Origin of the sequence: Gordonia sp. 852002-10350_SCH5691597, from assembly GCF_001665715.1 — a bacterium.
Classification (GTDB): Bacteria; Actinomycetota; Actinomycetes; order Mycobacteriales; family Mycobacteriaceae; genus Gordonia; species Gordonia sputi.
This window is the reverse complement of the sequence record NZ_LZMO01000206.1, coordinates 14,443-27,411: the sequence shown is the minus strand read 5'-3', so window position 1 is coordinate 27,411 and position 12,969 is coordinate 14,443. Positions and strand designations below refer to the sequence as shown.

Sequence of the window (12,969 nt, the reverse complement as noted above, 5' to 3'; positions counted from 1 at the left end):
TGCTCGGCGACGCCGCCGATCACGCCGACAAGGTCGTGACCACCGCGGAGTCGGAGTCCGATGCCATGCTCGCGCACGCCCGCGCCGAGGCCGACCGCCTTCTTGCCGACGCCAAGGCGCAGGCCGACCGGATGGTCGACGAGGCCAGCGCGCACGGCAAGAACCTGGTCGACGAGGCCAGCGCGGAAGCTCACCGGCTGTCGACGAGCGCGGCGCGCGAGTTCGACGCCGTCACCGGGCGTGCGCGAGCATGGCATCGGACTCCGACTCCGCGGTGGTCACGACCTTGTCGGCGTGATCGGCGGCGTCGCCGAGCATGTTCTCGCGCTGGTCGAGAACGTCCTGAGCGTCGTCGAGCTCGCCCGGAATCGAATCCTTGATGTCGTCGAGCAGCTCGAGGACATCTCCACGCGGCACGACACAGCCGGCCGTCATGGGAACGCTTCGTGCCTCTTCGACGATGGCCACGAGTTCGTCGAGAGCTTCAAATACCCGGTACACAGCTACCCCAATCCGGCTCATGCCATTACTTGTCAGTGAGACCTGTGTCGTGGTGACGCGGGTCCGTCTGAGACTGATGTGACTATTGTGCCGAATGTGATCGCTGGGATTATGGAGCCGGATGATATGGGCGTGTCGCCTGTGGCATTTGTGGCGACGGGTCAGCAGTGAACGTCAGACTGTCCGCTCCCCCGCCAGGACCGCCTCGAGGCGACGATAGATGTGCGGTGCAAGGTACGGCGACGCGTCGCCACCGAGCTTCGCCACCTCTTTGACCAGCGAACTCGAGACGTGCGCGAAGCGCGGATCGGTGAGCATGAAGACCGTCTCGACGTCGGCCAGCTCGCGATTCATCTGTGCCATCGGGAGCTCATAGTCGAAGTCGACACCCGAGCGCAGCCCCTTCACCAGGACTCCGATGTTCTTCTCGGTCAGATAGTCGACGAGCAAACCGGTCCATCGGTCGACGCGGACGTTTGGCAGATCGGCACAGTCCTGCTCGATCAGCGCGATGCGCTCGTCGATGCTGAACAGGCCGTGCTTGTTGGGATTGACCACGACGAGAACCACGATCTCGTCGAAGGCCGACGCCGCACGTTCGACGATGTACCGATGTCCCCTGGTGAACGGGTCGAAGGAACCTGGGATCACTGCGCTGCTCATGGCGTAAACCTACCGATCTCCACGCGCGTCTCCCCGTAGACCTTCTCGACGATGAGATCGAACTCGTCGGGCCACGTCGGCGCCGACGACCGCGCGTCGCGTTCGACGACGACGAGCGCGTCGTCCGCGAGCCACCCGTCGGCACTCAAGCGCTCGAGATCGGCCTCGACGTCTGCCGTGTCCAGCGCGTACGGAGGATCGGAGAACACCAGGTCGAACGGCTCGCCGGCTCTGGATGCCGCGAGATACGAGCCGACCGAGGACGTCACCACGTCGGATCGACCAGACAGCTCGAGCGAGCGCAGGTTCGCGGCGATGACCGAGGTGGCCCGCTTTCGACTGTCCACCAGGACGGCCGTCGCCGCACCGCGTGAGAGAGCCTCGATCGCGAGCGCCCCCGAGCCGGCATAGAGGTCGAGGACGCGCGCGTCGTCGAAGTCGATGCGCGCGGCGAGCGCACTGAACAGAGCCTCGCGCACCCTGTCGGAGGTCGGGCGGGTGCCGTCGTCTGGCACGGTCAGCCGTCGCCCGCCGAGAGCGCCTGCGATGATCCTCGTCATCGTTCGTATTCTGCTCGCGCTACTCGCCCGATGAGAACGCCGGGTCTCGGCCATCCGACACCGACAAATCACACAAACGTGACCCCTATCACAATCGGGCGTTGAACAGCGCCGACGCCGGGGTTTCGGTGTCCGATTCCAGCAGCAGCATGACTTCGCCGACACACATTGTTAACGTCAGGAACGTTATGAGCCCCTCCTCAACGAGAACGGCCCCATCAACTGTCCTGACGATCGACTATCGGACGCCGACGGTGTCCGACGGAACCAGACTCTGGGAAATTGCCTCGGATTCACAGGTTCTCGACGTCAACTCGAGTTATGCCTATGTGCTGTGGTGCCACGACTTCGCCGACACCTCGATTGTCGCCGAAGTCGACGGTCGCGCAGTCGGTTTCGTCACCGGTTATCGACGCCCCGCTGACCCGTCGACCCTCATGGTCTGGCAGGTCGCCGTCGACGACGACTTCCGCGGACACGGAATCGCAGCAAAGATGCTGCACCAGTTGTTCGATCGTGTCCGGCGCAGTTCGGTGGTGGCCATGCACACCACCATCAGCCCCGACAACGTTGCGTCACAACGTCTTTTCGCGTCGGTCGCACGAGATCGCGGCTTGGACTTCGTTCGCCGCGACCTGTTCGCCGTCGACGATTTCCCGGATGCGCACCAGCCGGAGGATCTCTACATGCTCGAGCCGAAGGTCGGCGAGCCCTAGTACTTCTAGCGCGGGGTTTTCTCACCGGCGGACGTGTTGCCCGCCGGTACGTTCTCGCCGGTAGCGGCTAGCACCGGCTTTACGACGAACGGTCGTCGGCGAGACGATCCGCGACGCAGAGCCGTTGCGCCCGAACACAACGCGCATGCGTCGAACAGTGGCGCGCCGCGAAAGTGAACGCGTACATGCGCGTCCCCACAGCACTTCTCGAGAGCTTGGCTCCGAAGTGACTGTGGCCCAGAGTTTTCCCACATTGGAGGATGCACGATGCAACTTCTCGAGACCACCATCGACGACTCGGTCTTCACCCAGAACGAGTCCGAGGTCCGCAGCTACTGCCGCAACTGGCCGACCGTGTTCGGTCGCGCGCGTGGCTCGTGGATCACCGACACCGAGGGCCGCGAATACCTCGACTTTTTCGCGGGCGCAGGCGCCCTCAACTACGGGCACAACCATCCGGTCCTGAAAGAGGCTCTCCTCGAGTACATCTCGGCGGACGGCATCACCCACGGGCTCGACATGGCGACCGTCGCCAAGGGGCAGTTCCTGGAGACGTTCCACGACAAGATCCTGGCGCCCCGTGACCTCGACTACAAGGTCCAGTTCCCCGGACCGACCGGCACCAACGCCGTCGAGTCGGCGCTGAAGCTGGCTCGCAAAGTGACCGGCCGCGAGTCGATCGTCAGCTTCACCAATGCTTTTCACGGCATGACGCTGGGATCGCTCTCAGTGACCGGCAACTCCATGAAGCGCGCGGGCGCGGGCATCCCACTCGTGCACGCCACGCCGATGCCGTTCGACAACTACCTCGACGGCACCGTCGAGGACTTCAGTTGGTTCGAGCGCGTGCTCGAGGACTCGGGCAGCGGTCTGAACACCCCGGCCGCCGTCATCGTCGAGACGGTGCAGGGTGAGGGCGGCGTCAACGTCGCGCGCGCCGAGTGGCTGCGCGGACTTGCCGAGTTGTGCAAGCGCCGCGACATCCTGCTGATCGTCGACGACGTCCAGATGGGTTGTGGCCGTACGGGTGAGTTCTTCTCCTTCGAGGAGGCAGGTATCAAGCCGGACATCGTCACTATGTCGAAGTCGATCAGCGGTTACGGACTGCCGATGGCACTTGTGTTGATTCGTCGTGACCTCGACGTCTGGGCGCCCGGCGAGCACAACGGCACGTTCCGCGGCAACAACCCCGCGTTCATCACCGCCACCAAGGCCATCAACGAGTTCTGGTCCGACGACCAGCTCACCCGCGACGTCCACCGCAAGGGACGCCAGATCGACGAGGTCTTCTCGACGCTGTCGGAACGCCACGAAGGCTTGTCGACGCGAGGACGCGGCATGGTGCGAGGCCTCGTCTTCGAGGAGCCGACGCTCGCGGCCAAGGCGTGCGCCCGGGCCTTCGGGTCCGGACTGCTCGCCGAGACGTCGGGACCGTCGGACGAAGTTGTGAAACTTCTTCCGCCACTGAATATTTCCACCGAAGAACTTGACCGCGGACTCGGCATTCTCGTCGATTCCGTGGAGGAGGTGATCGCATGATCGTCCGTACCACCAACGAAATCACCGGCACCGAGCGCGAAGTCGCCGATCCCAAGGGCAACTGGGTCTCCAAGCGCATCGTCCTCGGCGGCGATGGCGTCGGATTCTCGTTCCACGAGACCACCATCAACGCCGGCAGCGTCAACGAGTTCCACTACGCCAACCACATCGAAGCGGTGTGGCTGGTGGAGGGTGAGGGAACCCTGCTCGATCGCGAGACCGGGCAGACCTATCCCCTGGCCGCTGGGTCGATGTACCTGCTCAACGGACACGAGCGCCACACGGTGACGGCTGAGACGCAGATGCGCATGCTCTGCGTGTTCAACCCGCCGGTCGTCGGCACCGAGGTACATGACGAGAACGGCATCTACCCGCTCGTCACCGTCCCGGAGCAACCGAACGGCAAGCACGCGAACGCCTGATCGCGCGAGCAACACTCCGCCTGCGGGCCCCGCACTCCCCATTGGGAGCTGGGGCCCGCAGGCGTCTGTGCCACCCCGTCTGCGCTCCCATCTTCGCCGTCTGAAGCCTCGACCGCGCCTGAGGTCTGCGACGCGGCGCTAACCTGGATGTATGCGCACGCGGTTACAGATCGGCTGGACGCCGGCCGAACCGACACCTCTCGACGACGATCTCGACGCCCGCGTCGACCAGATGCGCCGACTGCTCGACGGCCGACGCGTCGTCGCGCTGACCGGCGCGGGTATCTCCACGGACTCGGGCATCCCCGACTACCGCAGTCCCGGCGCACCGGTTCGGACGCCGATGACGCTGGAGATGTTCCTGTCGTCGCCGGACTTCCGACGCCACTATTGGGCGCGCAATCACCTGGGTTGGCGACATATGGACGCCGCCCGACCCAACGCGTCGCATCGTGTGCTCTCCGAGTTGCAACGCCGCGGTGTGCTGACGACGGTCATCACGCAGAACGTCGACATGCTGCACACCAAGGCGGGTACACGCGGGGTGATCGAACTGCACGGCTGTTATGGACGCGTGCGCTGCCTCGACTGCGGCGAGACCATCTCTCGTCGACGCCTCGCCGACACCCTCGAATCGCTCAATCCCGGATTCGTCGATCGTGTCTCCGGCCGCGGCGCGATCGAGGTGGCGCCGGACGCCGACGTGACACTCGACGACACAAGCGACTTCGTCGTCGCCGACTGCGCGGCGTGCGGCGGAACCCTGAAACCCGACATCGTCTACTTCGGCGAGAATGCGTCGAAAACCACCGTGCAGCAAGCGTTCTCGGCAGTCGACGACGCCGACGCGATGATCGTCGTCGGCTCGTCGCTCACCGTGATGTCGGGGCTACGATTCGCCCGGCACGCACACCGCACCGGTAAACCTCTCGTGGTGATCAACCGCGGCAGCACGCGCGCCGACGACATCGCCGACCTCAAGATCGATCACTACTGCGCCGAGGTGCTGGCCGAACTCACGCCGTTGGCGGCCTGATGGCGGGATAGACCCGACTGCCTGATCGGCTCAGACGGCAACCAGGTCGTCGGCGTGAATCACGGGGCGGTGCAACTCATTCGGTAGTTCCGACGTCGACCGCCCGACCATGCGGGCGACGTCGTCGGAGTCATAGCTACTGACGCCTCTCGCGCGCACGGTGCCGTCAGTGTCGACCAATTCGACGACGTCGCCGTCGTAGAAGCGCCCTCGGACCCCGACGACCCCCGCACCGAGCAGCGAGCGCCGCCTGCGTGCGACAGCCGCGACTGCGCCGTCGTCGAGCACGATCTGTCCCCGTGCGTCGGCGGCATGCCTGACCCAGAAACGCCTGGCGGACAAGCGTTCCGGGCGCGCCGCGAACACCGTGCCGACCGATCCGTCGCCGAGCGCGCGGTCGGCGTCTGCGGCGGCGGCCAGCAGGACCGGAACGCCCGCGTCGGCCGACAGTCGCGCTGCGGCGAGCTTCGACGCCATGCCGCCGGTGCCCAATGTGCCGCCGGAGCCCGCGATCACACCGTCGAGATCCTCGGGCCCGTTGACCTCGTCGATGAATCGCGCACGCTCACCGTCGGGGCCGATCTTGCGCGGATCACCGTCGTAGAGTCCGTCGACGTCGGAGAGCAGCATGAGTGCGTCGGCGCCCGCGAGGTGCGCAACGAGCGCGGCAAGACGGTCGTTGTCGCCGAAGCGAATCTCGTTGGTGGCCACCGTGTCGTTCTCGTTGACGACGGCGACAGCGTGCAGCGTGCGCAGCCGGTTGAGCGTCCGTTGCGCGTTCGCGTGATGGGCACGGTTGGAGATGTCGTCGGCGGTCAGCAGTACCTGACCGACGGTCCGGCCGTAGCGGTGAAACGACGTGCCCCACGCGTGCGCCAATGCCAACTGGCCGACGCTTGCCGCAGCCTGTTTGGTTGCGAGGTCGGTCGGTCGCTTCTTCAGACCGAGCGGCGCGATACCCGCGCCGATGGCACCCGACGACACCACGATGACGTCCGAACCAGCTCGCATCCGGGCTTCGAGTGCATCGGTGAGCCGATCGAGCCGGTCACAGTCGAGTCCGCTGTCGAGGTCGGTGATCGCCGACGACCCGATCTTCACGACGATGCTGCGAGCCGCAGCGATCGATTCGCGAACGTCACTCACCGTCGGTCTCGTCCTGCAGTCCACGACGCAGACGTCGCGCTTCCTTACGTTCGGCGGCACCCACACGCTCCGACCGATCAAGCCGAATGTCGGTGCCGCGCCCGGTGATCGGCACATCGTCGCCCATCGGGGTCGTCGGCTCCCAGTCGAAGCTGACGTCGCCGATGGTGACCGGCGCGCCCGGCTCCGCACCGAGGCGGACCAACTCGTCCTCGACGCCGAGACGGTTGAGACGGTCGGCGAGGTAGCCGACGGCCTCGTCGTTGTCGAACTGCGTTTGCGCGATCCAGCGCTCAGGCCGCGTACCGCGCACGATGAAACCACCGGGCGTGGCGGGATCGGCGACGACCGTGAAACCGCTGTCGTCGATGGCCTTCGGACGGATCACGGGACGGCGAGCGGCGGGCTTCGGATGTGCCTCGCGGTACTCGTCGACCATCGTGGCGAGCGCGTCGGTCAGTTCCTTGAGCCCCTGATGCGCGACCGCGGAGATCCGGTATACGGGCCAACCACGTTCTGCGAGTTCGGGTTCGACGAGATCGGCCAGTTCGTTGGCCTCGGGCACGTCGGTCTTGTTCAGGATCACCACGCGCGGGCGCTCGGCGAGGTCGCCGAGGCCATGATCGGTGTGCAGAGCAGGTTCGTACGCGGCGAGTTCGGCCTCGAGCGCGTCGATATCGGAGATCGGATCACGACCCGGCTCCAGCGTGGCGAGGTCGACGACGTGCGCGAGCACAGCGCAGCGTTCGAGATGCCGTAGGAATTCCAGCCCGAGGCCCCGACCACTCGACGCGCCGGGTATCAGCCCCGGCACGTCGGCGATGGTGAACACACCACCTGCGGTCTGCACGACGCCGAGGTTGGGCTGCAGTGTGGTGAACGGGTAGTCGGCGATCTTCGGCTTGGCCGCGGACAGAACCGACACCAACGACGACTTACCCGCCGACGGGAAGCCGACGAGTCCGACGTCGGCGACGGACTTCAGTTCGAGGACGAGGTCGCGGTGCTGCCCCTCCTCACCGAGGAGTGCGAATCCCGGCGCCTTGCGCGCCTTGGACGCCAGCGCTGCATTGCCGAGCCCGCCGCGTCCGCCCGAGGCGGCGTCGAACGTCGTACCCTCCCCGACCAGGTCGGCAAGGATCGTTCCGTTCTCATCGAGCACGACGGTGCCGTCCGGCACGTGTAGGACCAGATCGTCGCCATTGGCGCCGCTACGGTGATCGCCCATGCCGGGCGTCCCGTTACCCGCCTTGGCGTGCGGCCGGAAGTGGAAATCGAGCAGTGTGTGCACCTGAGGGTCGACGACGAGCGTCACGGACCCACCGTTGCCACCGTTGCCACCGTCAGGGCCGCCGAGCGGCTTGAACTTCTCCCGATGCACCGACGAACAGCCGTGGCCACCATTGCCCGCAGCGACGTGAATCGTCACCCGGTCGACGAACCGCGACATGACGTCCTTTCTCGTTCGTAGGCCGTGAGCGCGGGTCGCGCTGTCGGGCCGTCGAACCTGATCTTCTCGTTGTAGAAATACAACCTCGTTGTAGAAATACAACCTCGTTGTAGAAATACAACAGGGCGGGCCGGGTGCATATGCCACTGGCCCGCCCTGTCGTTGAGAGCTGTGCTCGAAAACCGCTAGGTCAGGCCTGTGCGGTCTCCGGAACGATGTTCACGGTTTTGCGGCCGCGCTTGGTGCCGAACTGCACCGCGCCCGACTCGAGAGCGAACAGGGTGTCGTCGCCACCGCGACCGACGTTGACGCCCGGGTGGAACTTGGTGCCGCGCTGGCGGATCAGGATCTCGCCTGCGCTGACCTGCTGGCCACCGAAGCGCTTCACGCCGAGGCGCTGCGCGTTGGAATCGCGACCGTTGCGCGAACTGGACGCGCCCTTCTTGTGTGCCATTTTCTCGTCCTCCTGGCTACCTGAGTGTGTTGCAGTTGGGGATCAGGGGCTTGGCCCCGGAAATTACTTGATACCGGTGACCTTGAGGACCGTCAGCTTCTGACGGTGACCCTGGCGCTTGTGGTAGCCGGTCTTGTTCTTGAACTTGTGGATGCGGATCTTGGGGCCCTTGACGTGCTCGACCACCTCGCCGGTGACCGAGATCTTGGCGAGCTTGTCCGCATCGGTGGTCAGGGTCGAGCCGTCGACGACAAGCGCCACGGGCAGGCTCACGCTGCTGCCGGGCTCGCTGTCGATCTTCTCGACCTTCACAATGTCGCCCTCAGCGACCTTGTACTGCTTACCGCCGGTCTTGACGATCGCGTACGTTGCCATCGAAGCTGTCCTCTTACTCATCATCGGGCTCGCTGCGCGTACGTCGCGCACGAGCGTTGTGGGTGTGTGCGTCCCGGTGCGGGCCGCACGGCATCGGGCATTGCTGCCCGGGATGCTCACGGATCACACCAGAGGGCCTGTCCGCGGGTCTCGTCAGCAGTGCTCATCGCATGACCGGCACAGCTCGAACCCTCCGCGGAAGGCGACCAATCAAGATTACGGGACCGGTCGCCGCTGGGTCAAACTCGCCATATCATGCCGGGCCTGCCGACGTGGTGGTCAGTCCTCCACAGGCGGTCCAGCGGCACGTCCGGCCGTGCGCCTACGTGGTCGACGTCGCACCGCAACGGTGGTCGGCGACGACGAGACCGGGCCGAACGTGGTCAACGGCGCACTCGTGGGCGCATCGTCTGCGAGCACCACCGGCTCGGCCGCTCCGGTCGGCGACGCCGCCCGACGAACCGCACGGCGTCGACGCTTCGGCGCCTCTGCCCCGTTGGTCGACTGTGCGTCCTGTCCTGCCGGCTGTGCACTCTCTCCGGTCGACTGTGCGTCCTGTCCGGTCGTCTGTGCGTCCTGTCCGGTCGACTGGGCGTCCTGACCCGCCGACTGTGCGTCCTGACCCGTCGACTGTGCGTCTGCCGAGCCATTCGACGACGACTCGTCATCGACAACGACTGCCTCGACGTCGATGACCTCGCCGTCCTCGTCGTGCGTGTGGGCCGCCATCGCGCGGAACATCGGGTGCTCCGCCGGGTTGTGAGCGGGCTTCTGCTCGGCCGGTTCCGCCTTCTTCTTGTTGCGTCGCGAGCGCTTCGAGCCGGTGTTCTCCGACTTTGCGCCGTCGTCGGACGTCACCTCGACAGGACTCGAATGCACGATGATCCCGCGGCCGCCGCACGTCGTGCAGGTCGTCGAGAAAGCTTCGAGCAGGCCGGTACCGAGGCGCTTACGTGTCATCTGCACGAGGCCGAGCGATGTCACCTCGGACACCTGATGGCGCGTGCGATCGCGCGACAACGCCTCCGTGAGTCGACGCAGCACCAGGTCGCGGTTGGATTCGAGCACCATGTCGATGAAGTCGACGATGATCATGCCGCCGATATCGCGCAGACGCATCTGCCGCACGATCTCTTCGGCCGCCTCGAGGTTGTTGCGGGTCACCGTCTCTTCGAGGTTGCCCCCGGAGCCGGTGAACTTGCCCGTATTGACGTCGACGACGGTCATCGCCTCGGTGTGCTCGATGATCAGCGTGCCGCCCGACGGCAGCCACACCTTGCGGTCGAGTGCCTTGGCGAGTTGCTCGTCGATGCGGTGCACGACGAAGGAGTCCGGTGCGTCGGCGCGCGGACGCTCGAAGCGCTCCACCCGATCCATGAGGTCGGGCGCAACCGAGCTCACGTAACCCTCGACGAGGTTCCACGCCTTATCGCCTTCGACGACGAGCTTCTTGAAGTCCTCGTTGAACAGGTCGCGGACCACGCGGACCAGCAGGTCGGGCTCCTCGTAGAGCGCGCGCGGCGACACCGATCCCTTGTTGGCCTTGCCGAACGCCTCATCGATCGACTTCCACTGCTTCTCGAGTCGCTCGATGTCGGCAGCGAGGTCGTCGGCGCTCACACCCTCCGACGCGGTACGGATGATGACACCCGCATCGTCGGGGACCAGCTTGGCGAGGATCTGCTTGAGCCGCTTGCGCTCGACGTCGGGAAGCTTGCGGCTGATACCGGTCGACGTTCCACCCGGCACGTAGACCAGGTAGCGACCGGCCAGCGAGATCTGCGTGGTCAGTCGAGCGCCCTTGTGCCCGACCGGGTCCTTGCTGACCTGCACGAGCACCGGATCGCCGGGCTTAAGGGCCTGTTCGATCTTGCGTGACCCACCGTCGAGTCCTGCAGCGTCCCAATTGACCTCGCCTGCATAGAGCACGCCGTTGCGACCGCGACCGATGTCGACGAACGCGGCCTCCATGCCGGGCAGCACGTTCTGCACGCGCCCGATGTAGATGTTGCCGACCATCGACGACGACGTCTCCGTGGTGACGAAGTGCTCGACGAGCACACCGTCTTCGAGCACGGCGACCTGCGTGTAGTCCTCGACGGGAGTGACGTGATCGTGCTCGTCGGACTGCGAGAGCCGAACATTGGCACTGCGCTCACGCACCACCATCACGCGGTCGACGGCCTCGCGGCGCGCGAGGAACTCCGACTCGCTCAGGATCGGTGGTCGACGACGCCCGGCGTCTCGACCGTCGCGACGTCGCTGGCGCTTGGCCTCGAGCCGCGTCGACCCCGAAATCCCCTGCACCTCGTCGCGGGCGCGCTTGCTGCGCGGCTCCCGCTCGTGGACGACAGTGTTCGGCGGATCGTCGGGCGACGACGCGTCGTCGGATTCGGCTCCACCCTTACGGCGACGACGGCGCCTGCGGCGCTTGCTCGACGTTCCGTCTCCGGAATCGGCATCGTCGGAGTCGTCGGCGTTATTGTCTGCGTCCTGACCATTGGACTTGTCGGCAGAATCGTCCGAGGAGTTGGAATCGTCGGACGAGCCCGGACCCTGTCCGCGCCCATCAGCCTGATTCTCGCCTTCAGCGTTTTTACCCTCTGCTGGCTTGCCCTTGCCGGACTTCTTCCGCTTCTTGCCAGCGGGTCGATCGCTGCCCGACTGATCGGAATTGGATTGATCGGCGTTGGACTGATCGGAGTCGGACTGGTCCGAATCGGACTGACCGGAAACCGACTGGTCGGAATCGTCAGACGCCGCGGAGTCGGTGTCGTCGTTCTGATCACGCTCGTTCTGGTCACCGCGACCACGACCGCGACCACGACGACCGCGGCGACGTCGACGATTGCGGCCGCCTTCATCGCCGGAGCTGTCGTTGTCGGCGCCTTCGTTGTCGGCGCCTTCGTTATCGGTCGGGTCTGCGGAGTCCTCGGCACTCTCGTCGGCCGCGTTCGGCGTCGAACGACCAGACGTCGAAGGCTCGGACGTGGGTCGACCGCTGTTGGCGCGACGCTGCGAGTCATCCGACGAAGAGTCGGCCGTGGCGTCCTCGCCGCTCTTGCGGTGACGACCGCTGGGCGCGTCAGACGCGGCGGCCGGCTGCGGGGGAAGGAAGAGCGGGCTGGCCGCGATCTCTTCGGCAGGTGACGCGACGTGCGGCTTCTCGGTCTCGATCGCGGAGAAGAGCGAATGCGTGTGCGACGCATGCGACTCTGCGCTCTGCTCGACGTCGGCGACCTCTGCGGGGGCGGACGGCTGCGACGCCGCCACTCCTGGCAACTCGGCTCCTGGCACCTCAGCTTCGGGTGCGTCGGATGCTGGTGCATCGGGTGCTGGTGCAGCGTCGACGGCCTCGGTCACGCCCGCAGGTTCACCCTGGTCAGACACTTCGGCAGGCTCTGTCGGTTGAGTTGCCTTGGCCTGCTCCTCGGTGGCGGGCGCCGCCTCGTCGACGGGTACGGCGGTGTCGTCGACCTCGACGTCGTTGCGTACACGGTCGGCGACGGCCTGAGCCATGCTGCGCTCGACGCTCGATTGAGCACTTCGGCTGGGCCAGCCCAGTTCCGCGAGGTGCGCGAGCACCTGCCTACTCGTGAGGCCGAGCGTGCGCGCCAGCGCGTGCACCCGAAGCTTGCTGGGAAAATCCTCCGCCGAGCCTGACGCAGCGTTCGCGTCGATCGGCGACCCGTTGTCGGTCACTGATGTCTCCTTGAACCCCCGGGCGCGACAATGTCGGCGGCCACGCGGGGGTCTCTCGTGTGTCCCGGTCCTGTGCGGACCGGTGTTATATGGTCTCCGCGCTCCTGGTGTTCCGTTGTCCGGAGTCCGCAGGTTGCGCTCTTGCTGGGTGATGAGGTCCGTCATGCCTTCCACGCCACGCGTGGCGGTCTGAACCGCCCCGTCGGGTCTGTTCCCGACGTCGATGGGGAAAGCGATCTGCCGAACGTGTGCTGTGCGGATCGCTGCCACTGGCAACAATCTCCACTGCGGTGTCCGACGCCGAACGCCATCGTCGTCATCACGAGCAGAGTGTGTTCGCGATAACCAAGCAAGTATCCCACACGGTGCGACGTATCCCGCAAACTATGCGATAAAGCGCGCGTC

12 protein-coding genes and 1 pseudogene are annotated in these 12,969 nt (G+C 65.8%); 4 read left to right on the top strand and 9 right to left on the bottom strand.

The annotated features are described in order from the left end of the window. The 4 genes and pseudogenes from A5777_RS25830 to rsmD all read right to left on the bottom strand — a co-directional run. Positions 1–257 (bottom strand): hypothetical protein (locus A5777_RS25830; protein ID WP_197502389.1); only part of this gene is annotated, 257 nt, incomplete at its 3' end. After that, a pseudogene (locus tag A5777_RS14955) lies at positions 235–501 on the bottom strand (DivIVA domain-containing protein); the annotation flags it as partial. The pseudogene A5777_RS14955 and the gene A5777_RS25830, both read right to left, overlap by 23 nt. Positions 502–675: 174 nt before the next feature. Further along, the gene (gene coaD / locus A5777_RS14950; protein WP_064863252.1) at positions 676–1,164 is read right to left on the bottom strand and encodes a pantetheine-phosphate adenylyltransferase; all 489 of its coding nucleotides are present in this window, start codon (positions 1,162–1,164) and stop codon (positions 676–678) included. Continuing rightward, positions 1,161–1,724 (bottom strand): 16S rRNA (guanine(966)-N(2))-methyltransferase RsmD, encoded by a 564-nt coding sequence (gene rsmD / locus A5777_RS14945; RefSeq protein WP_064863251.1) that lies wholly within the window; start codon positions 1,722–1,724, stop codon positions 1,161–1,163. The genes coaD and rsmD overlap by 4 nt, the downstream gene beginning before the upstream one ends. A 188-nt stretch (positions 1,725–1,912) precedes the next feature. On the opposite strand from rsmD, the gene ectA reads away from it, so the two are divergent. From ectA to A5777_RS14925, 4 genes are all read left to right on the top strand, one after another. Continuing rightward, positions 1,913–2,440: a diaminobutyrate acetyltransferase gene (ectA, locus tag A5777_RS14940; RefSeq protein WP_064863250.1), complete on the top strand. Its 528-nt coding sequence runs from the start codon at positions 1,913–1,915 to the stop codon at positions 2,438–2,440. 267 nt (positions 2,441–2,707) lie between these two features. Further along, positions 2,708–3,979: a diaminobutyrate--2-oxoglutarate transaminase gene (ectB, locus tag A5777_RS14935; RefSeq protein WP_064863249.1), complete on the top strand. Its 1,272-nt coding sequence runs from the start codon at positions 2,708–2,710 to the stop codon at positions 3,977–3,979. Next, positions 3,976–4,401 carry an ectoine synthase gene (locus A5777_RS14930; RefSeq protein ID WP_049697058.1) on the top strand — a complete coding sequence of 142 codons (426 nt, stop codon included), beginning with the start codon at positions 3,976–3,978 and terminating at the stop codon, positions 4,399–4,401. The genes ectB and A5777_RS14930 overlap by 4 nt, the downstream gene beginning before the upstream one ends. Before the next feature lie 151 nt (positions 4,402–4,552). Beyond that, positions 4,553–5,437 (top strand): Sir2 family NAD-dependent protein deacetylase, encoded by an 885-nt coding sequence (locus A5777_RS14925; protein ID WP_064863248.1) that lies wholly within the window; start codon positions 4,553–4,555, stop codon positions 5,435–5,437. 30 nt (positions 5,438–5,467) lie between these two features. Here A5777_RS14925 and proB read toward each other — a convergent pair whose 3' ends face one another. The 5 genes from proB to A5777_RS14900 form a co-directional block, all read right to left on the bottom strand. Continuing rightward, positions 5,468–6,583, bottom strand: a complete 1,116-nt coding sequence (gene proB, locus A5777_RS14920; protein ID WP_064863247.1) for a glutamate 5-kinase — start codon at positions 6,581–6,583, stop codon at positions 5,468–5,470. Further along, positions 6,576–8,033 (bottom strand): GTPase ObgE, encoded by a 1,458-nt coding sequence (gene obgE, locus A5777_RS14915; protein WP_064863246.1) that lies wholly within the window; start codon positions 8,031–8,033, stop codon positions 6,576–6,578. The genes proB and obgE overlap by 8 nt, the downstream gene beginning before the upstream one ends. Positions 8,034–8,223: 190 nt before the next feature. Beyond that, positions 8,224–8,487, bottom strand: coding sequence for a 50S ribosomal protein L27 (gene rpmA, locus A5777_RS14910; RefSeq protein WP_005205054.1), 264 nt, complete (start codon positions 8,485–8,487; stop codon positions 8,224–8,226). A 63-nt stretch (positions 8,488–8,550) separates the two neighbouring features. Continuing rightward, positions 8,551–8,862: a 50S ribosomal protein L21 gene (gene rplU, locus A5777_RS14905; protein WP_005176586.1), complete on the bottom strand. Its 312-nt coding sequence runs from the start codon at positions 8,860–8,862 to the stop codon at positions 8,551–8,553. 279 nt (positions 8,863–9,141) lie between these two features. Then, positions 9,142–12,564, bottom strand: coding sequence for a translation initiation factor IF-2 N-terminal domain-containing protein (locus tag A5777_RS14900; RefSeq protein ID WP_064863245.1), 3,423 nt, complete (start codon positions 12,562–12,564; stop codon positions 9,142–9,144). Between the last annotated feature and the right edge of the window lie 405 nt (positions 12,565–12,969).